This is a genomic window from Flavobacterium nitratireducens (assembly GCF_029625335.1).
Classification (GTDB): domain Bacteria; phylum Bacteroidota; class Bacteroidia; order Flavobacteriales; family Flavobacteriaceae; genus Flavobacterium; species Flavobacterium nitratireducens.
The window spans coordinates 388,939-409,629 of record NZ_CP121111.1 but is presented as its reverse complement, the minus strand read 5'-3'; the positions used below and the strand labels follow the sequence as shown (position 1 = coordinate 409,629).

The window sequence follows — 20,691 nt, the reverse complement described above, 5'->3', positions numbered from 1 at the left end:
CCTATTCATAAACCAATTAGCTCTTTTAATTTCTCAACTATTCTAACAAGATTAAAATTTAACATTTCATAAGTAGCTAAATAATAATTACTTAGATACATTACAAGTCTTATTTTAAAATATTATTTGTATTTGTTCTAAATAAAAATAACTTTGTAAAAAATTAAACATTATAAATATGAAAACATTTTACATATTATTTTTACTTAGTATATGCACATTTGTAAACGCTCAAACAGCTTCCATAAAAGGGAAAATTATAACCGAAAACACACCTGAATTTTTATATGCAACTGTACAGCTAAAGGAATTAAACAAAACAATCCATGTTGATAAAAATGGAAATTATGAAATAAAGAATCTCCAGACTGGTAATTACACCTTAGTATTCTCGGCTTTAGGATATATTAACGAGGAAAGAAAAGTTGAATTAAATGAAAACAAAAACATCAATGTAATTTTAAAAGAAAATGTAAATGCTTTACAAACGGTTGAAATTACAGGTAGAAAAGAAAAATCATATAAAAACACCCGTTCGTTCATTTGAGCAAAAACTGAAATCGCACTCATAGATTTACCACAATCAGTATCGTATGCAACTAAAGAATTAATTGCCGACCAAGGAACAATGCGCATTGGTGAAGTAGTTAAAAATTTCAGCGGTGTAACACAATACACCTTTTATGATGACATTTCGATACGTGGGTTTAGAATAAACGGACAAAGCAACACGCAATTATTAAACGGATTACGAACATCAACTGGTTTCTGGAAACAACCTTTAACTAACTACTTAGAGAGAGTGGAAGTCTTAAAAGGACCTTCTTCAGCTCTATTTGGGAATGCTTCACCGGGTGGTGTGGTTAATCGTGTAACCAAAAAGCCGTTGGAACAAGCAGCAAACAGTATTAGTTTTTCAACAGGTAGTTTCAACACATTAAGAGCTCTGGGAGATTTCACTGGACCTCTTAACGAAGAAAAAACACTTTTGTACCGTTTAAATTTGGGCTATGAAAATGCGAACACTTTTAGAAATTTACAATTTGACAAAAATATTGTAATCGCACCATCCTTTTCATTTTTACCTAATGATAAAACAAGAGTCAACTTTGATTTAATTTATAATAACTCCAAAAGTATTCTTGACAGAGGGCAATCTACGTATGAGAATGATTTGTATTCTACTAATATTAGACAATCTCTAAACGCAACAAATGATTATCTTAACGAAGAAACCTATATTCTTACCACTTCACTAAATCATCAATTTACTGACAAACTTTCCTTTTCGGCCTCTTATATAAGAACAGGATACAATGAGGATTTATTAGAACACCGAGGAGCTAATAAATATGCAGTAGATGGTGATGGTAATTCTATCCCTACTTCCATTGAAATGCAAGTTTTTATGCGAAAAAGAAAACGCTATATCGATAACATATCGAATTTCTTTGTTTATAAAACACAAACGGGAACACTGGACCATAATATTGTTTTTGGTTATGATTATGCTCAAGAAAAACTTCCTGCAGGAGGTTCACAATTAGAAGCTAAAGGCTATCGAAATGCTGCCAATACCGGAGCTATCAACACCTATAATCCGAATAAAAAAAGTGCTTATTTATTAGATGCCAATGGAAATCCGGTTCCTAACGTAGCTCATTTTGATTTATCAAATCCCTATAGTTCACAGCAACTGAAAGATATGAGTAAATATTTTTACACCACCAGAGCGTATGACCCAACCTACTACTCTACTTATGGAATCTATTTACAAGACCAAATAAAATTAGGACCTTTGAAAGCCTTGATTGGATTGCGTTACGATGAGTATATCGACAGAGAAAATTACACTAAACAAAATGAGAAAAAAGTAAAACAACATTCGTTATTACCACGATTAGGTCTTACCTATACCTTAAACTCGAATATCAATTTATACGGAACCTATGTAAAAGGATACAATCCGCAAACCGCTTCAGTACTTGCCAATCCGAATGCTGGAGGACCTTTTGATCCTTTGGAAAGCAATATGATTGAATTTGGAGGAAAATCATCATGGTTCAACGAAAGTTTATTAGTAACCTTATCACTTTATAAAATCCAGGAAAAAAACAGTTTATATAGTGCCAATGACAGCAGTAATGTTGATTTAATGAGAGCTATTGGCGAACAAGAATCTAAAGGTGTTGAAATTGATATTAATGGACGTATCAATACACAATGGAGCATCTCGGCAGCCTATTCATTCAATGACGCACACATCACAGATAGCCCTATTGCAAGTGAAATAGGAAGACAAAAACCAAACACTCCTAAACACCAAGGAAACATCTGGACAAAATACAATTTTACGGATGGGGTATTAAAAGATTTTGGAATTGGCTTTGGATCTAATTTTGTAACCACTCGTAATTTGAGTAATAATGATACACAAACTATTCCAGGTTATACCATTATGAATGCCGCTTTGTATTACAATATCAACAAATTCAAAATACAGTTGAATGCTAATAACTTGACCAATAAAACCCATTGGGTAGGTGGATACGACTACATCCGATTATTTCCGGGATCTCCTAAAAACTGGTTGTTAACTCTTGGATATACATTCTAATTGCAGTTTATTTGTAAAAAAGTACACTATTGATTTAATGAACAAAACAATTAAAAAAAGCATTGGAAAAATACATTTATGGCTCGGACTTGCGTCCGGGCTTGTTGTATTCATAGTAGCATTAACGGGAAGTTTATTGGTTTTTGAAGAGGAAATTGATTCTTTTTTACATCCTGAATTTTACAAAGTTAAGACCATTGGTACAACTAAAAAACCCATTGATGAAGCGATTAAAAATTTAAATAATTCTTTTGGAATTGATTCAATTCAGCGCATATATACCTATCAAGAAGAACAAAAAACAGCTTTAATTATTGCAAAAAACAAAGACAAAAAAACATTTTACTTTGCTGTGAATCCCTATACAGCAGAAATTGTTGGAAGTATCGAACAAACAAAACATTTCTTTACTATTGTTAATCAACTACACCGAAATCTTTTGTTAGGTAAAACAGGAAAATTAATAACGGGTATTTCTTGTTTGATTTTTATAATACTACTTATTAGTGGCTTGTGTTTGTGGTGGCCCAAAAAACGTAAAAACCTCAAACAAAGATTAACCATCAAATGGAAGGCTTCATTTAAAAGAGTTAATTGGGATTTTCATTCTACTTTAGGTTTTTACAGTTTTTTATTTTTATTAATCATAGCACTTACAGGATTAACTTGGTCGTTTAAATGGTTTGAAAACAGCCTGTATTATATAACAGACGGTGTAGCAAAAAAACCATCCATCAAAGTCGAAAACCCACCTAAACCAGAATCTCAGATTACTACAACTATTTTCTATCAAAATATTATAAACCAGACAAATACCCTTTTTCCGTACCAAGGAAACATTCAAATACGTTTACCCAATGATACAGTAAATAGTATTTTAGTAACCAAAGAAAATACAGAAAAAACAATCCCAAATCAATCTAGCATCGCTTATTTTGACCGATATACAGGTGATAATATTCAGACAAAACCTTATGAATCTTTTAGTCAAGGCGATAAGTTAAGAAGGATCATTTACCCTATTCACACAGGAAGTATTTATGGTTTACCCACTAAAATTATTGCTTTATTAGTCTGTATATTTGCCGTAACAGCTCCAATAACCGGTTTTGTAATCTGGTGGGGACGCAAGAAAAAGTAGCCAATAAAAAAACGCTAAAAGAAGAAATATATTTTTTCTTTTAGCGTTTGTAGTTTTTAAGAAACCACTATACTAATTTTTGTTGTACCAAATCTAAAACCAACTTAAATTGTTCTTCTCTAGTTAAATGAGAATTATCTATTTCGATTGCATCTTCTGCCTTAACTAAAGGAGAATTACTACGGTGGGTATCAATATAATCGCGTTCTTCTACATTGTGCAGCACCTCTTCAAAAGTAACACTATCGCCTTTTTGGATTAACTCATCATAACGTCTTTGCGCACGGGTTTGCGCACTGGCTGTCATATAAATTTTCAATTCGGCATCAGGAAAAACTACTGTTCCTATATCCCTACCGTCCATCACAACACCTTTGTCTTTACTCATTTGCTGCTGTTGTTCTACCAATTTCGAACGAACTTCTGGAATTTCGGCCACCTTACTCACAAAACTAGAAACCGCAATGGTACGAATTTGTTTTTCCACATTTTCACCATTCAAATACATTTCGGCAAAACCTAAATCCGGATTAAATTGAAACTGCAATTGAATGTTTGGCAAACTTTTTATCAAGGATTCTTTGTCTAAATAATCGGTTTTAATGAAGCCATTTTGCATTGAAAAAAAAGCAATCGCACGATACATAGCGCCTGTATCTACATATACATAACCTAAGTCTTTAGCCAATTGTTTAGCCAAAGTACTTTTTCCTGTTGATGAAAAACCATCTATTGCAATTGTAATCTTTTTGTCCAAAATATAATTCTTCTAATTAGGTTGTCATTAAAACGATAAAAGTACATTATTTTAAGTTTAGCATACAAAAAATTCCTTGATATAATTAACAACAAAAACGGCTGTCGATGATGTCAACAGCCGTTTGATAAAATTTTAAAAAGAAATTATTTTGTTCTTGTAAATGGAATGGTTGTTTCGGCATTTACAATCATATCAAATCCCGATTTATCATCTTTAAATTTAAATTTTAACCCTATACGTTTTGATTCGAATAAATTTTCTCCTATAGGATCCACAATAAAAGAAGCATAATCTGGAATATCTACGTTTAAAAAAGTATTTTTTTCAGAAACGGTAATTTTATAAGGAACTCTTGGATTAGAATAAGAACCAATATACGGCGCAGGATCAATTGCTTTTTCTACTAATCCTGTTCCTGCTTTCCAAATATTATTTTCTGGATTACTATCTGGAAACACATGTTCCGGGTCAAGGGTAATACTATCTACTTCTTCAGTTGAAGGATGTTTGAAAGTCCACTCAATATTTTTTTGCCAAATTTCAACAGGCAATTTTACTCTATCTACTTTGCCACTTTTAAATTTAATATCCATTATAACTGGCATAGGCATTTTTTCGAAATTTTCTATAGTAATAAACACTCCATTTGCAGGATTATTTTTTACATATTTAATTGAATTTACACCTTGATCAAACTTCCAATTATTTTGGAACCAACCTCTCCAAAACCAACTCAAATCCTCTCCTCCTACATTTTCCATAGTTCTAAAGAAATCATCTGGCTGCGGATGTTTGAAAGCCCAGCGTTTAATGTAAGTCCTGAAAGCCAAATCAAAACGCTCTGGTCCTAAAACTTGCTCTCTTAAAATTACTAAACCAGCACTTGGTTTAGAATAACACAATTCACCAATATTAGCTTCTTTCATGTTATCAGGAGAAGTCATAACTGGTTCTAATTCGGGGTCAGTGTAAATAAGACTGGCTTCATGCATGTCTTCTTTTTCATGCTTGTATTCTCCGTTATTAAAATCATGATTACTTAAACTATTGATAAAAGTATTAAATCCTTCATCCATCCATCCAAACAAGCGTTCATTAGAACCAACAATCATTGGGAACCAGTTATGCCCAAATTCATGGTCAGTAACGCCCCATAATCCTTGTCCTTTTGATTTCCAACTACAAAAAACAATTCCTGGATACTCCATTCCTCCTTCATTACCAGCAACATTCGTTGCCACTGGATAAGTATATTCAAACCATCTTTTTGAATAATTTTCTATTGAATATTTTACATATTCTGTTGAACGACCCCAAGCCTGATTTCCGGCACTTTCCTCTGGATAAACCGAAAGGGCTAACGATTTTTTTCCACTTGGCAGATTAATTCGAGCACCATCAACTATAAATGCTTCCGAAGAAGCCCATGAAATATCACGAGAATTCAATAATTTAAATTTCCACGTTTTAGTAGTTGTTCCTTTATTTTTAGCTGCCAAAACTCCTTCTAGCGAACGAATCATTACTGTTTTATCACTAGCCTTTGCTTCGTTGTACTTTTTTAATTCATCTGCCGAAAAAACCTCAGTTGGATTAATTAATTCTCCTGAACAAACAACAATATGATTAGATGGAGCTGTAATTGAAATGTCAAAATCTCCGTACTCTAAATAAAATTCAGAAGCACCTAAATACGGATTCGTATTCCATCCTTTCACATCATCGTAAACACACATTCGTGGATACCATTGGGCGATGGTAAAAATCTTTCCATTTTTAGTTTCTAAAACACCTGTTCTGTCCGAACCTTCGTTTGGAGAGATGTATGAAAAATCAATTTTAAACTCTACTTTACCACCTTTTGCTTTTAATTCAGATGGAAGAAACAATTGCATACGAGTATCTGTAATGACAAATTTAGCTTCAACTGGATTAATTGGTTTGTTATCGATTTTAGTAATTTTAACCGATTTGATTTTATGACCTCCATCAAATACCTGTCCTTGTCGGCCATTTCTACTTCCTGTAATAGGAACAACAGCCTCACCTCTTGAATCTGATTTGAATAAATTTTGATCTAAATTCAACCATAAAAAAGACATTGAATCTGTACTATTATTAGTGTAGCTAATAATATCAGTTCCGGTAATTTCATTTGTTTTTTCATTCAATACCGCCGTTAATTTGTAATCGGCTCTATTTTGCCAATAAGCAGGACCTGGCTGTCCACTGGCTGAACGTGTTAATGTTCCATTATTTTCATAAAAAAAAGGAGCAAAAGCATCACGATAATTATAATTAGAAACTTGTTTTGACGGAGTGTTTTCTTGTGCTACAAGCGAAGTTCCTCCCAGTAATACTACTATTTGAAAAATAGCGCTAAACTTATTTATTTTCATATTTTTTCCTATTTCAGCCAAATTAATAAAAAAATATACATATGTTTTCGATGTTTTATAAATTTAATTGAATTTTAAGATATTTTTCCTGAGTATTAAACCAAATATCACTACATTCGCTTAAGCTTTAATTATTTTATACAGTGATAACTACTATATCTAATTCTATACTTTCGGCCAAAATCAATCACAAAGGAGCTGAATTATTTTCTTTAACATCCTTAAAAAATAATCAGGAATACATCTGGGAAGGCAATCCAGATTATTGGGGAAAACATTCCCCTATTTTATTTCCTATTGTTGGTACGCTTAAAGACAATAAATATCATATAGCCAATAAAGTTTATGAATTAAACCGACATGGGTTTGCCAGAGACATGACATTTGAATTGATAGATAAACATGAAAATAGTGCTACCTTTTCAATTCAATCTTCTGATGAAACCTTGAAAGTATATCCGTTTGATTTCGAATTACAAATCCGATATAGTCTTGAGGAAAACAAATTAAATATTGAATATACAGTCCTCAATAAAACAGCTGCAAAAATACCTTTCTCAATTGGTGCACATCCTGCTTTTACATTAGATGGAAATTTTGAGGATTACCAACTTGAATTTGAAAAAAATGAACCACTCGAATTCAATTTACTAGAGAATAATTTAATTTCAAATCAAACTGAATTTTTAGAAAAAAAAGAAGGTCTAGTTGAATTACGACATCAACTCTTTGAAAACGACGCTTTAATTTTTAAAAAGTTAGAATCAAAAAGTGTAAGCCTCTTAAAAAATAAAATTCCCTTTTTAAAAGTACATTTTCAAGGTTTTCCACATTTAGGGATTTGGACTCCTAACAACGCTCCTTTTCTTTGCATTGAACCTTGGTATGGCCATTCGGACACTAATGAATCTGATGGAAATCTTTTTAATAAAGAAGGAATCCAGATTATTGATGCGAATAAAACTTTCAACTCTAAATTTATAATTGAAATTATTTAAAAACTGTTATGAGTATTTTTAACTTATAAAATGTATTAGTATAATTTAAAGGTACGGCATTAGTAATGATGTCAAAAAAATAAAAAATGAAACACAAAATAAATTTATCATTATTGATACAATTTATATCAATCATAACTTCTGCACAAACACATTTAAAAGTTAATGGAATAACCGCTTTGGTAGGTGTTCCCCAAATAGGAATTGAAACAAGTATTGGATCCAAATCGACATTAAATATAGATATTCTTGCTTCTTTATGGAAATCATTTGATGGCAAACCAATGCAAGCTATAATGCTAACCCCCGAATACCGCTACCATTTTAAAGAAAAATACCGTGGAATATACGCTGGTTTTCATGCCGGACCAGATATTTACAAACTACAAAAATGGAACTATTGGGGAACAAATCAATATGAGAAAGGTTTAGGCTATCACATAGGAGCAACTGTAGGCTATCAAAAAAAAATAAACGATAAATTTACTATCGATGCTTTCGTTGGTGGTGGTTGGCATCAAGGATTCTATAAAGGATATTATCTGGACGGAACACCAGGAAGATATGAAACCGCTACGCATTATAATAAAAGTGGTGAATGGCTCCCATACAGAGGTGGTATCATGATTTCATATCAACTATAACCAAAATTATTTATGCAACTTCGGCAAAGATTTAACATACAATTCTTCGACTTTTTTTCTTGCCCAATCGGTTTTTCTTAAAAAAGTCAAACTCGATTTAATACTTGGATTATCATTAAAACATTTGATTTTTATTAATTCGCCTAAAGTGTCAAATCCGTAAAAATCAACTAATTTTTCTACTATAACTTTTAAAGTTACACCATGAAGCGGATCATTTGATATTGGTTTTTCCATAAATGCAAAAATAATTCAAATTCGTTTAAAAATTGTGGTTTTTTACTAATTGTTTCTACATTTGTAACTATGCTAAAGACAGTCAACATACTCAACAAGAGAGCGCGATTTGATTACGAGATAATCGAAAAATATACTGCTGGAATTGTACTGGCGGGAACTGAAATCAAATCCATCCGATTAGGAAAAGCGAATATTACTGAAAGCTTCTGTGAATTTAATGAAAAAAACGAACTTTTCGCAATTAACACCTATATTGAAGAATACGCTTTTGGAAATCAATTTAATCATAAATCCAGAAGTGAACGAAAATTGCTTTTGAACAGACGCGAATTAAAAAATCTTGCCCGAAGTGTACAAGCTAAAGGTTTAACAATCATACCTCTTCGATTATTTACAAGCGAAAAAGGAATTGCTAAACTAGAAATTGGACTTTGTAAGGGTAAGAAAAATTACGACAAACGAGAATCTTTAAAAGAACAGGATACTAAAAGGGATTTAGATCGAATCAAGAAATCGTATAATTGATTAAAATCACCCGAAACTTCTTTATACAAATCAGATGAATCCTAAGAATCTATTTCGAATAACCCCAAAAAAAGTTTTGTATTATGGAAGAATGTATTTCAGTTTTTGATATGCTTAAAATAGGTATTGGCCCTTCAAGTTCCCATACCTTAGGTCCGTGGCGTGCTGCTGAAAGATTTTTAAAAGAAGTACGAGAGCAAGGACTTCTACATACAGTTGCAACAATTGAAGTTAATCTTTATGGTTCACTTTCCCTTACCGGTAAAGGTCACGCTACTGATTTAGCGATTATGTTAGGACTCAGCGGACAAGACCCCGAATATATTCCTGTACAAAACATAAACACAATAATCGAAAAGATTCAACAAGAAAAGAACATCAATTTAGGAAATGAAATAACAATTCCTTTTGATCCTTTCAAAGCTATTATTTTTAACAAGCAGTTTTTGCCATTTCATGCCAACGGAATGACCCTATCGATTACTACTAAAAATGATGAAACATACAGTAATACCTATTACTCAATTGGTGGTGGTTTTGTGGTAAATGAAGAACGTGAAGAAGCAAAAAACAAATTAGAACTCAAATGCGCTTTCCCTTATCCAATTGATAATGCTGACCAATTATTAAAACATTGCCAAGCCGAGAATAAAAAAATATCTGAAATTGTATACGAAAATGAAAAGTCAATGCATTCAGAAGAAGATTTACATAATGGCTTAATGCGAATTTGGGACACCATGCTTGAATGCATGTATATTGGATGCCATTCAGAAGGAATTTTACCTGGAGGACTTAATGTAAGAAGACGAGCATTTGACATGCACAAAAACCTTTCTGATTTATCACAATACGATGCTCCTCAAAGTTGGCTCGAACAAATTCGTTTGACCGAAGTTAAATTTAGACAAATATTACAATGGGTAAGTTGTTTTGCATTAGCTGTAAACGAAGTCAACGCTTCACTGGGAAGAGTGGTTACCGCTCCTACTAACGGAAGTGCGGGGGTAATTCCAGCTGTTTTAATGTATTACATGGTCATCGAAAATCATCAAGCAGGCGAAAACGAAATCAAACAATTTTTATTGGTAGCCAGCGAAATTGGCAGTGTTTTTAAGCAAGGTTCAACTATTTCTGCTGCAATGGGTGGATGTCAAGCCGAAATTGGTGTTTCATCATCAATGGCAGCCGCAGCACTATGCGAATTAATGGGCGGAACTCCGGAGCAAGTTTTAATTGCTGCCGAAATTGCTATGGAACATCATTTGGGATTAACCTGTGATCCTATTGGTGGATTAGTTCAAATTCCTTGTATTGAAAGAAATACAATGGGCGCAATTAAAGCGATTAATGCCGCTGAATTAGCCTTAGGAACCGACCCCAAAAACACAAAAGTTCCTTTAGATAAAGTAATCAAAACCATGTGGGAAACCGCTAAGGACATGAACCATAAATACAAAGAAACTTCAGAGGGAGGATTAGCAGTTGCAGTAAGTTTATCCGACTGTTAAATCAATTTTTATCTTCTAATAAAGGTACAAAACGAAACTCGCCCAATTCATGTTTTTCGAATTGGGTTTCGTTTTTACGAATAAGTAAGGTCATAATTTGTACTTCTTCACCTAATGGAATTACTAATCTTCCTCCTATTTTCAACTGCGCCATTAAAGGTTGTGGAATAACCGGTGCGCCAGCAGTTACAATAATGCTATCAAAAGGCGCATAAGTTGGTAAGCCTTTATAACCATCTCCAAAAGTAAGATGCTTCGGTCGGATTCCTAATTTTGGCAACAAAACCGAGGTTTGTTTGAACAATTCATTCTGCCTTTCTACACTGTAAACTTTAGCCCCCATTTTGCACAATACTGCTGTTTGATAACCAGATCCTGTACCAATTTCCAATACTTTATGATCTTTTTTCACTTCTAATAACTGCGATTGAAAAGCAACAGTATAAGGCTGGGAAATTGTTTGTCCTGCTCCAATAGGAAATGCCTTATCTTGATAGGCATAATCTTCAAAACTGGAGTTTAAAAACAGATGTCTTGGAATTTTTTTAATCGCATCAAGCACTGCTAGATCAGTAATCCCTTTTTGTTGCAAAGTGCTTACTAATTGATTGCGAAGTCCTTGATGTTTGGCAGTATCTTTCAATGTTTAGGGTTTATTTTTTTGTAAAAATAACAGTAAAAATTCCAAAAAGCAAAATCCAAAATCCAAATCAATTATACTATTTTTTCAATTTGAATTTCCTACTTTTGTTAAAAATACATTATCATGCTAAAAGTAGGAGTTTTAGGTGCTGGTCATCTTGGAAAAATTCATTTGCGTTTATTACAACAGTCTGAAAAATACGAATTGGTTGGTTTTTATGATGAAAATCAAGAGTACGCTCAAAAAATTGCTAAAGAATTTGGATATACTAACTTTAATACCATTGCTAAATTAATTCATGCCGTAGACGTAATTGATATTGTAACTCCTACCCTTTCCCACTATAAATGTGCAAGAACTGCCATAAAATCAGGGAAACACGTTTTTATTGAAAAACCAATCGCTAATACTATTGAAGAAGCAGAAGAAATTATCGCTTTGGCTAAAGAGTACAATGTTAAAGGGCAAGTTGGTCACGTAGAACGTTTTAATCCAGCCTTTATAGCTACTAAAAACATGATTGAAAGCCCAATGTTTATTGAAACACACCGTTTGGCTGAATTCAATCCTCGAGGTACCGATGTTCCAGTGGTTTTGGATTTAATGATTCATGATATTGATGTTATTTTGAGTGTGGTAAAATCAAAAGTAAAAAACATTAGTGCTAGTGGCGTTTCTGTTATTAGTGAAACTCCGGATATTGCTAATGCCCGAATCGAATTTGAAAATGGATGTGTTGCCAACTTGACAGCCAGCCGAATTTCGATGAAAAACATGCGCAAAACCCGTTTTTTTCAAAAAGATGCTTACATATCAGTTGATTTTTTAGAAAAGAAATGTGAAGTAGTAAAAATGAAAGACGCTCCTGAAGTTCCGGGAGATTTTGATATGATTTTGCAAAATGCAGAAGGAGTGAAAAAACAAATCTATTTTTCAAATCCAGATGTACAGCAAAACAATGCCATCTTAGACGAATTAGAAACATTTGCAGATGCCATTAACAACGATACAACACCAATTGTAACACTGGATCAAGCTACCGATGCTTTAAGAGTAGCGCATCAAATTATAGCTTGTTTTAAGAAATAATTCAAAAAACAAGTTCAAAGTTTAAGGTTTAAAGTTGTTATTAATAACTCTAAACCTTAAACTTTTTAAATTTAATAAATTTAGAGAATGAAAATAGTAGCAGTAATAGGTGCAGGAACAATGGGCAACGGAATTGCTCATACTTTTGCTCAAAACGGTTTTACGGTAAAATTAATTGACATTTCCGAAGAAGCTTTAGAAAAAGGAATGAATACTATTTTTACCAATTTGGACAGAATGCAAAACAAAGGAAGCATTACTGCCGAAGATAAAATAAAAACCCTTTCAAATATTATTTGCTATACCGACATTGAAGATGGCGTTGTAGGAGCTGATTTAGTCATTGAAGCTGCTACCGAAAATCTTGATTTAAAACTTAGAATCTTTAGAAAGCTGAACGAATACTGTTCGCACAACACTGTTTTTGCAACAAACACTTCTTCTATTTCCATTACACAAATTGCTGCTACTGTGGCGCATCCTGAACGTGTCATTGGAATGCATTTTATGAATCCAGTACCAATAATGCCTTTGGTCGAAGTTATTCGTGGTTATAACACCAGCAACGAAGTAACAAAGTTCATCATGGATTTATCTGTAAAATTAGGCAAAACTCCAGTTGAAGCTCATGATTATCCAGGATTTGTTGCCAATAGAATTTTAATGCCCATGATTAACGAAGCTATTGAAACGCTATACAACAAAGTGGCCGGTGTAAGCGAAATCGACAATGTAATGAAATTGGGAATGGCGCATCCAATGGGGCCTTTACAACTTGCTGATTTCATAGGATTGGACGTTTGTCTTTCGATTATGAATGTATTATATAATGGTTTTAAAAACCCTAAATACGCTCCTTGTCCCCTTTTAGTCAATATGGTGAATGCCAAAAAACTAGGCGTAAAATCGGGAGAAGGATTTTACGATTATAGCGAAAGTAAAAAAGCAGAAAAGGTTGCTAAACAGTTTCTTTAATTGAATTAGTTAAATAAAAAATTGAACATGTCGATACAATCAAATTTAGAAAATATAAAATCCACATTACCCAAAAATGTAACTCTGGTAGCGGTTTCTAAAACCAAACCAGTTTCTGATTTAATGCAGGCTTATGAAGCGGGACAACGGATTTTTGGCGAAAACAAAATTCAGGAAATGACTGAAAAATGGGAACAAATGCCAAAAGACATTCAATGGCACATGATTGGTCACGTTCAAACCAATAAAGTTAAATTCATGGCTCCCTTTGTGAGTTTGATTCACGGAGTAGACAGTCTGAAATTATTACAAGAAATCAACAAACAGGCTCAAAAAAATAACCGTGTAATTGATTGTTTACTTCAAATGCACATTGCTGAAGAAGAAACAAAATTTGGACTTGATGAAAAAGAATTAAACGATTTTCTGGATTTTGTTCAGAACAACAAAGAAGAATTACAAAACATTCGAGTGGTAGGTTTAATGGGAATGGCTACTTTTACTGATAATCAGGAGCAAATCAAAAAAGAATTTACTCATTTAAAAACTATTTTTGATATGTTAAACCAACTTCCAACTTCTAACATCCAACTCCTAACTTTGTCCATGGGAATGTCTGGAGATTATAAAGTTGCCATTGATTGTGGCAGCAACATGATTAGAGTAGGAAGCAGTATTTTTGGAGGAAGATAAACACGAACTCGACATTACAAGGAACAAAGTCATTTAACTAGCTTAATGAGATTGCTTCGTTCCTCGCAATGACACTTAAAACGGAATACTTATTTTGTACGCAATATTAGACATAGAAACCACAGGAGGTCAGTATAATGAAGAAGGCATTACCGAAATTGCTATTTATAAGTTTGATGGCCATCAAATAGTGGATCAATTTATCAGTTTGGTCAACCCTGAAATTCCTATTCAGCCTTTTGTGGTAAAATTGACTGGAATTAACAATGCAATGTTGCGCTCGGCTCCTAAATTTTATGAAGTAGCTAAGCGTATCATTGAAATCACTACTGATTGTATTTTGGTAGCCCATAATGCTGATTTTGATTACCGCATCCTTCGAACAGAGTTCCGTCGTTTGGGTTATGATTTCAATTCTAAAACACTTTGTACTGTAGAGTTGTCAAAGAAATTACTACCAGATCAAACTTCTCACAGTTTAGGAAAGTTAGTTCGTGCTTTGGGTATTCCAATGGCCGACAGGCATCGTGCTAGTGGCGACGCCATGGCAACGGTTAAGTTATTCAAAATGCTATTGGAAAAAGACCTTGAAAAAACAATTATTACTGGTTTAATCAAAACAGAAATTAAAAAAGGAATTGCGCCAAAACTACTAGATATTATTGAAAGTTTACCTTCTAAAATAGGAGTCTATTACATACACAATCAAAATGGTATAATCATATACATTGGCAAAAGCAATAACATCAAAAAAAGAATCAACCAACATTTTACTGGAATTACAAAAAAAAGCAAACGTATTCAAAACGATGTTTATACCGTAAACTATGATGAAACAGGAAGTGAGTTAATTGCGCTATTAAAAGAAAGTTTAGAAATTAAAATCAACAAACCAATTCTTAACCGAGCACAGCGTAAAAATATTTTTATCTATGCGCTTTATTTAGAATCAGATACTAACGGCTACTTAATCTTTAAATTACAGAAAACAGACGGTCGAAAAAAGGAAATAACCTCATTTGCTTCTCTACAGGAAGGAAAATCATTTTTATACAAAATAACAGAGGAATTTGAACTATGCCAAAAAATCAATGGTCTCTATGATTCCAAAAAAGAATGTTTTCAATACAATTTAAAAGAATGCAAAGGCGCCTGCATCAATCAAGAGCCTGTAGAAAGTTATAATGAACGCGTTCAAAACTGCATTAAAAGCCTTTCTTTTGAAAATAAAAACATGATTATTATTGATCGTGGTCGAAATATAAATGAAAGAAGCGCTGTATTAGTTGAAAATGGACTTTTCAAAGGCTATGCTTTTTTTGATTTAAATTACCAAATAACAAACCCTGATATTTTAAAAAACATCCTTATTCCTATGGAAAACAATAGAGATGTTCAACGTATTATCCAAGCTTACATCAGAAAAAAGAAAGCATTAAAAATCATTCATTTTTAAGCTCTTAAACAAGTTAAGCAAAGTAATTTATGAAATACTTAATCACCATAGTCGGCCCTACAGCCATAGGAAAAACAGCCTTGAGCATACAAATTGCCAATCACTTTAAATGCGATATTGTTTCTTGTGATAGCAGGCAGTTTTTTAAGGAAATGACTATCGGTACTGCTGTTCCCAATCCTGAGGAATTAGCAGCAGCAAAACATCATTTTATTCAAAATAAATCGATTTTTAAGAATTATACCGTTGGTGATTATGAAAAAGAAGCCATCAATTGTATTGAAGAATTATTCAAAACAAACGATTATGTAGTTTTAGTTGGTGGTTCAGGTTTGTATGTAAATGCTGTCTTAAAAGGTTTTGATGACTTTCCTGATATTGAATCGAATGTACGTGAGGAAGTAAATGCTAATTATGAAAAATTAGGAATTGACTATTTACAGGAGCAACTCAAAAAAAGAGATCCTAATTATTTCGAAAAAATAAATAATGAAAACCCACAAACCCTACTCAATCCACAACGCATGATGCGATTTGTGGAAGTTTGCGTAGGCACAGGAAAACCTTATTCTTCTTTTTTAAACCAAAAGAAAAATGAAAGAAGCTTCACCCCTATTATCATTGGATTAGAAGCCGATAGAAATATCATGTACAACCGTATCAATCAACGGGTGGGCATTATGATGAATGAAGGATTGCTTCAAGAGGCCCAAGTACTATACCCTCACAAAGAGTTAAATGCGCTCCAAACGGTAGGTTACAGGGAATTGTTTAGTTATTTTGACAAAGAATTCAGTTTAGAATTTGCTATTGAAGAAATAAAGAAAAACACACGCCGTTTTGCCAAACGCCAATTGACTTGGTTCAAACGTGAGGAAAACACCAAATGGTTTGATTTCCAAACGCCTATTAATCGAATAATTAGCTATATCGAAAGTTATTCGAAAAAAACATAAACTAAAAAAAATAATTTACAATGCCCGTTTCATCTGACTTTACTTCAATATACAGCAAAGAATACGAAATCAATTTTACGCAATGTTTGCCTTCTGGAAGCTTAAAATATACCGAATTATGTAATCTTTTGCAGCTTACAGCTGCAGAGCATGCCGAAATTGGAGGTATTAGTTTTACAGATATGCAGGAATTTGACCAAGCCTGGGTTTTGAGCCGAATGCGTGTTGAAATCAGTGCTTTACCAAAATGGAAAGATACCGTAACCGTTAAAACATGGATTAACAGCCTGGAAAATTCACGTTCGGTTCGTGCTTTAGAAATGTATGTAAATGGTGAAAAAATGGTGGGTTGTGAAACATTTTGGGCTGTTTTCAATACTCAAAAACGTCGTCCAGAACTGTTAAATTTAGCGCATGACCATTTTGAATTATATCCAGATGTACGTGCAACAGAAGAAGGTTTTTCTAAAATTGACATTAATCCTGAAAAAGAAGAAGTTTTTAGCAAAACGGTCATTTTATCTGACTTGGATATTGTTAATCATGTAAATAATGTCAAATACCTGGAATGGTGTATGGATTTGGTTGATGAAAATATTATTCTGAAACAAAAAGTCAAAAGTTTTGAAATGAATTTCATGAAAGAACTTTCGCTAAGAGATAAAGTAATGATTCATGAAAATGTTTCTGATGACTGCATTGTTTTTAGTATTACCAAAGAAGACAAAAATTGCTACGCTTTGCAGATGAATTTGAAATAAATTCTATGAACAATTCTAAATTGTTACTTACAAAAAGTTATCATGCCAAGCCAGATTTTCAGCTTGGTTTTTTTTATTTAACTTTAAAACAAAGAATTTAATAGTTATCGAAACTCTTTTTCAAAATACTAATCTAATCCATTTATTAGCCAATGCACGTTCGCAAAAGGATTATTTCCCTTTGGATTTATCCGTCTACAATTCTGAATTATCAAAAGTCAATCTAACAGATGCCGTTTCGGTTGAAAATTATATTGAAGAAAAAGAAAACAATTCAATTCAAAAATTGCTTTTGGTGGCTATTTAGAAAAAGAAATTTGTACCAAAGAAGTACTCATTTTAACAACGAAAGTACCGAAGAACGCAATATCCATTTAGGAATAGATTTATGGTCAGCGGCAGGTTCTTCGGTAATTTGCCCACTTGATGGAATAGTTCATAGCTTCAACAATAACACTGAAATTGGTGATTATGGCCCTACGATCATTTTAAAACATTCAATAAAAAAGGAAACTTTTTATACTTTATACGGACATCTTTCGTTAGAAAGTATAGAAAATCTAAAAATCGGAATGCCTTTTAAAAAAGGAAACCAACTAGCAACATTAGGAATAGCTGAAATAAATGGGGATTATGCTCCGCATTTGCATTTTCAAATTATTAAAAATATTGGTGATTATAGAGGTGATTATCCTGGAGTGTGCAGTCAATCTAATTTAGATTTTTATAAAGATAATTGCCCTGACCCCAATTTATTATTAAAAATTAAAATCTAAAATGAAAAAACTAATACTTATCTTAAGTCTGATAGTAGTTGTAGGATGTAAATCCAAAAAAGTTAATTACGACGAACCAAAAGAAAATGATATAGTAAAACTATCCTCTAACCAAATTAGTAGCAGTCAGAAAAACAAAGCTTATAAACTAGGTAAACGCGTATTAATGACATGTAACACTTCTAAATTCAAGCCTTTTACTAGTAACGAAGCTACACAAAGCGTAATCAACAACATAACAATTGATGAATTATCAAAAACATGCACTAAGTACCGAATGTGGTATGGTACTTTTATTGACCTTCAATTAGCTGAAGTATATCAAAATAAGGATAATCAAACTACTATTTATCGATTTAAAGCCTTGTATACTAAAAAAGTAGCCAACAAAGAATTACGTGTTTTTATGAATGCTGAAAATCTAGTTTCGGCTATTAAAACCTCCGATTGGGTAGAAAATTACAAACCTTAAATTCGGAATAACTCGCCAAAAGCAACAGCTGCTTTATGTACCAAAACCGGCCAATCTTCTGCAGCATTATCATCGGCTCCATCAGAGATATATTTAAGACATAAAAAGGGAATTTCTTCTTTTTTTGCAATTGTAGCTAGCGCATAAGCCTCCATATCAACTACATTGTATTTAGTTTCGATATGCCCCATTTCAAAACTATCCCCAGTTCCACATACTCCATGAGGTAGATTTTCTATTTGCAAACCATATTCTAAAACAGAAGGAATATTTGTATAGGGGGTTACATAACGCTCATAGCCTAATCCACTAACATCCATATCACGTTGCACAAATTGGGTACAACAAACCACATCTCCTTTTTGAAATTTACTACTTCCTGCCGAACCTAAATTAACAATCAATTCAGGTCTTTTTTGATGGATTGCTTTTGTTAATTGATACGAAGCATTTACTTTTCCCACTCCGACAAACAAGGTGTTGTATGTATCAAAAACTGCCGCAGCTTCCATTTCCAAAGCAAAAACAAAAAGTACATTTTCTAATAAAAATTGTTTGTTGTTTATAGTTATCATTACAATCAAATATTATATAAATTCACTAAACTCCATATTGAGTTCTTATTATTGGCTTCAAAATTACAAATAATAAAGAGCTTGTTGATCTCATTCACAAAATAAAAAAGCCACCTTTGATTCAATCAATGATGGCTCTAATTTATAGAATAAACAAAAATTATTTTTTCATTTTTGCTTTTATAGCATTTTTCTCTGCTGTCATCTCTAAAGCTGAATATACTACTGAAAGCGTTTTAGCAACATCTTCATTTTCAGGATCTAATTCGTACGCTTTTTTCAAATAGGGTAAAACACTTATAAACAAATCTTCTCTCTTCTTTTTCAAAACATCATATCTTTTCATGTCTTTATCAGAAGTACCTAACTTGTTCATTTCCTCAATTAGCACTTTTTCATTTTGCAATTTTAAAACTGCTAAATTGATATAAGCATTCAAATAATCCGGTTTTAATTCGATAGTTTTTTTATAATATTTCTCAGCTTCTTCATTATTATTGTTGTTTGCAGCAATTACACCCAAATTATAAATTAAAGCATAGTCGTTAGGATTTTTAGCCAATACATCATTTATAATTTGCTTGTATTTTTCAAAATCTTTTGTTTGCAAGTACAAATTAGCCTCTGTTAACTTCAATGAAATATCATCAGGATTTGCTTTAACGGCATCAGCTACTGCTTGTTTAGCCTCAGCAATTTGACCTTTCTCCACTAAAATCAAAGCCATGTTTTTATAAATCTCGCCTCTTTTTGAAGGGATTTCCTCTGTTCTTGGTTTTTCGTGTGTACCTAATTTTACCGCTTTGTCTCTTTCAGCAGCTGTAGCAAAATTATTTTCTTGATCATTTATTTTACTTACAGCAAGATATTGCGTCATTTTTCCTGAATAATTTAATCTTTTTAATTCAGAATACAGCTCCATTGCTTTATCATAATCTTTAGCATTTACATAAGTTGATGCAGCATAATACAAATTAATTGTATCTTTTTTGTCTAACATATAGGCTTCGTACAATTTTTTTGCCCCATCAATGTTATTATTCTCTTTAGTAGCAGCAACAGCACTATTAATTAATAAATTTTTGATTTTGTCAACTGAAGTTGCTGCTTGAGCAGAATATTTTAATTTGCCTGAAACTTTTTCAGCTTCGATTAGCTTTTTATATGCATTAGCTGCCAAAGTCATATTAGCATCGGCATCAATTTTTTTATCTACAAGATCTAAATAAGCATTTCCTTCTAGAAAAAGATATTGGGCTTTTTCTTCATCAGTTGCAGCTGACATTACAGCATCAGCAGCTTTTAACAGGTTTAAAGTTTCTTTAGCATCACCTCCTTTTAGAGCTTTTTCAGCTGCTTTTAACTCTTTTTTCTGAGCAAAAGTTGCAAAAGAAAGCAATAAAGTTGATGTAAGCATTATAAATTTACCATTCATAATATTCATTTTTAAAATTTAATAA

22 protein-coding genes are annotated in these 20,691 nt (G+C 32.6%); 16 read left to right on the top strand and 6 right to left on the bottom strand.

The genetic code is table 11. The features are described 5' to 3' along the window. The first annotated feature begins 178 nt into the window (after positions 1-178). From P5P90_RS01960 to P5P90_RS01950, 3 genes are read left to right on the top strand one after another with little or no spacing between them, the layout of a single operon-like run. Positions 179-547 (top strand): carboxypeptidase-like regulatory domain-containing protein, encoded by a 369-nt coding sequence (locus P5P90_RS01960; RefSeq protein WP_278035568.1) that lies wholly within the window; start codon positions 179-181, stop codon positions 545-547. 12 nt (positions 548-559) lie between these two features. Beyond that, entirely contained in the window at positions 560-2,617 is a 2,058-nt protein-coding gene (locus P5P90_RS01955) for a TonB-dependent siderophore receptor (protein ID WP_340696460.1), read from the top strand. Between the two features lie 37 nt (positions 2,618-2,654). After that, positions 2,655-3,758 (top strand): PepSY-associated TM helix domain-containing protein, encoded by a 1,104-nt coding sequence (locus tag P5P90_RS01950; protein WP_278035567.1) that lies wholly within the window; start codon positions 2,655-2,657, stop codon positions 3,756-3,758. A 67-nt stretch (positions 3,759-3,825) separates the two neighbouring features. Here the strand turns inward: P5P90_RS01950 and cmk are convergent, their stop codons facing one another. Further along, positions 3,826-4,515: a (d)CMP kinase gene (gene cmk / locus P5P90_RS01945; protein WP_278035566.1), complete on the bottom strand. Its 690-nt coding sequence runs from the start codon at positions 4,513-4,515 to the stop codon at positions 3,826-3,828. Positions 4,516-4,661: 146 nt separating this feature from the next. Next, positions 4,662-6,917 (bottom strand): M1 family metallopeptidase, encoded by a 2,256-nt coding sequence (locus tag P5P90_RS01940; protein WP_278035565.1) that lies wholly within the window; start codon positions 6,915-6,917, stop codon positions 4,662-4,664. Positions 6,918-7,060: 143 nt separating this feature from the next. On the opposite strand from P5P90_RS01940, the gene P5P90_RS01935 reads away from it, so the two are divergent. Both P5P90_RS01935 and P5P90_RS01930 read left to right on the top strand, forming a co-directional pair. Beyond that, positions 7,061-7,915 carry an aldose 1-epimerase family protein gene (locus P5P90_RS01935; RefSeq protein ID WP_278035564.1) on the top strand — a complete coding sequence of 285 codons (855 nt, stop codon included), beginning with the start codon at positions 7,061-7,063 and terminating at the stop codon, positions 7,913-7,915. 86 nt (positions 7,916-8,001) lie between these two features. Continuing rightward, on the top strand, positions 8,002-8,559 hold the full coding sequence (locus tag P5P90_RS01930) for a DUF3575 domain-containing protein (protein ID WP_278035563.1): 558 nt from the start codon (positions 8,002-8,004) through the stop codon (positions 8,557-8,559). A 6-nt stretch (positions 8,560-8,565) separates the two neighbouring features. Here P5P90_RS01930 and P5P90_RS01925 read toward each other — a convergent pair whose 3' ends face one another. Continuing rightward, the gene (locus P5P90_RS01925) at positions 8,566-8,796 is read right to left on the bottom strand and encodes a VF530 family protein (protein ID WP_278035562.1); all 231 of its coding nucleotides are present in this window, start codon (positions 8,794-8,796) and stop codon (positions 8,566-8,568) included. 69 nt (positions 8,797-8,865) lie between these two features. On the opposite strand from P5P90_RS01925, the gene smpB reads away from it, so the two are divergent. Together smpB and P5P90_RS01915 are read left to right on the top strand one after the other, a co-directional pair. Further along, positions 8,866-9,324, top strand: a complete 459-nt coding sequence (gene smpB, locus P5P90_RS01920; RefSeq protein WP_278035561.1) for an SsrA-binding protein SmpB — start codon at positions 8,866-8,868, stop codon at positions 9,322-9,324. Between the two features lie 83 nt (positions 9,325-9,407). Then, positions 9,408-10,835, top strand: coding sequence for an L-serine ammonia-lyase (locus P5P90_RS01915; RefSeq protein ID WP_278035560.1), 1,428 nt, complete (start codon positions 9,408-9,410; stop codon positions 10,833-10,835). A 1-nt stretch (position 10,836) separates the two neighbouring features. On the opposite strand, the gene P5P90_RS01910 is transcribed toward P5P90_RS01915, so the two are convergent. Next, positions 10,837-11,478, bottom strand: a complete 642-nt coding sequence (locus P5P90_RS01910) for a protein-L-isoaspartate(D-aspartate) O-methyltransferase (protein ID WP_278035559.1) — start codon at positions 11,476-11,478, stop codon at positions 10,837-10,839. Between the two features lie 123 nt (positions 11,479-11,601). Here P5P90_RS01910 and P5P90_RS01905 point away from each other — a divergent pair, with 123 nt between their 5' ends. The 9 genes from P5P90_RS01905 to P5P90_RS01870 all read left to right on the top strand — a co-directional run bounded on the left by P5P90_RS01905 (position 11,602) and on the right by P5P90_RS01870 (position 18,656). Next, positions 11,602-12,567 (top strand): Gfo/Idh/MocA family protein, encoded by a 966-nt coding sequence (locus tag P5P90_RS01905; protein ID WP_278035558.1) that lies wholly within the window; start codon positions 11,602-11,604, stop codon positions 12,565-12,567. A gap of 87 nt (positions 12,568-12,654) precedes the next feature. Next, positions 12,655-13,542, top strand: a complete 888-nt coding sequence (locus P5P90_RS01900) for a 3-hydroxyacyl-CoA dehydrogenase family protein (protein WP_278035557.1) — start codon at positions 12,655-12,657, stop codon at positions 13,540-13,542. Between the two features lie 27 nt (positions 13,543-13,569). After that, the gene (locus tag P5P90_RS01895) at positions 13,570-14,235 is read left to right on the top strand and encodes a YggS family pyridoxal phosphate-dependent enzyme (protein ID WP_278035556.1); all 666 of its coding nucleotides are present in this window, start codon (positions 13,570-13,572) and stop codon (positions 14,233-14,235) included. Positions 14,236-14,329: 94 nt separating this feature from the next. Continuing rightward, a complete protein-coding gene (locus P5P90_RS01890) occupies positions 14,330-15,691 on the top strand; it encodes an exonuclease domain-containing protein (RefSeq protein ID WP_278035555.1) in 1,362 nt (453 codons plus the stop codon). A 29-nt stretch (positions 15,692-15,720) separates the two neighbouring features. After that, a complete protein-coding gene (miaA, locus tag P5P90_RS01885; RefSeq protein WP_278035554.1) occupies positions 15,721-16,647 on the top strand; it encodes a tRNA (adenosine(37)-N6)-dimethylallyltransferase MiaA in 927 nt (308 codons plus the stop codon). 20 nt (positions 16,648-16,667) lie between these two features. Beyond that, positions 16,668-17,408 carry an acyl-[acyl-carrier-protein] thioesterase gene (locus tag P5P90_RS01880; protein WP_278035553.1) on the top strand — a complete coding sequence of 247 codons (741 nt, stop codon included), beginning with the start codon at positions 16,668-16,670 and terminating at the stop codon, positions 17,406-17,408. 181 nt (positions 17,409-17,589) lie between these two features. After that, positions 17,590-17,715, top strand: a complete 126-nt coding sequence (locus tag P5P90_RS14105; RefSeq protein WP_340696429.1) for a hypothetical protein — start codon at positions 17,590-17,592, stop codon at positions 17,713-17,715. A 10-nt stretch (positions 17,716-17,725) separates the two neighbouring features. Next, entirely contained in the window at positions 17,726-18,184 is a 459-nt protein-coding gene (locus P5P90_RS01875) for a peptidoglycan DD-metalloendopeptidase family protein (RefSeq protein WP_340696428.1), read from the top strand. Between the two features lies 1 nt (position 18,185). Then, positions 18,186-18,656 (top strand): hypothetical protein, encoded by a 471-nt coding sequence (locus P5P90_RS01870; protein WP_278035552.1) that lies wholly within the window; start codon positions 18,186-18,188, stop codon positions 18,654-18,656. On the opposite strand, the gene P5P90_RS01865 is transcribed toward P5P90_RS01870, so the two are convergent. Together P5P90_RS01865 and P5P90_RS01860 are read right to left on the bottom strand one after the other, a co-directional pair. After that, on the bottom strand, positions 18,653-19,231 hold the full coding sequence (locus tag P5P90_RS01865) for a 5'-methylthioadenosine/S-adenosylhomocysteine nucleosidase family protein (protein ID WP_278035551.1): 579 nt from the start codon (positions 19,229-19,231) through the stop codon (positions 18,653-18,655). The two genes, P5P90_RS01870 and P5P90_RS01865, sit on opposite strands and share 4 nt — an antisense overlap. 160 nt (positions 19,232-19,391) lie before the next feature. After that, the gene (locus P5P90_RS01860) at positions 19,392-20,666 is read right to left on the bottom strand and encodes a tetratricopeptide repeat protein (RefSeq protein WP_278035550.1); all 1,275 of its coding nucleotides are present in this window, start codon (positions 20,664-20,666) and stop codon (positions 19,392-19,394) included. Positions 20,667-20,691: the final 25 nt, after the last annotated feature.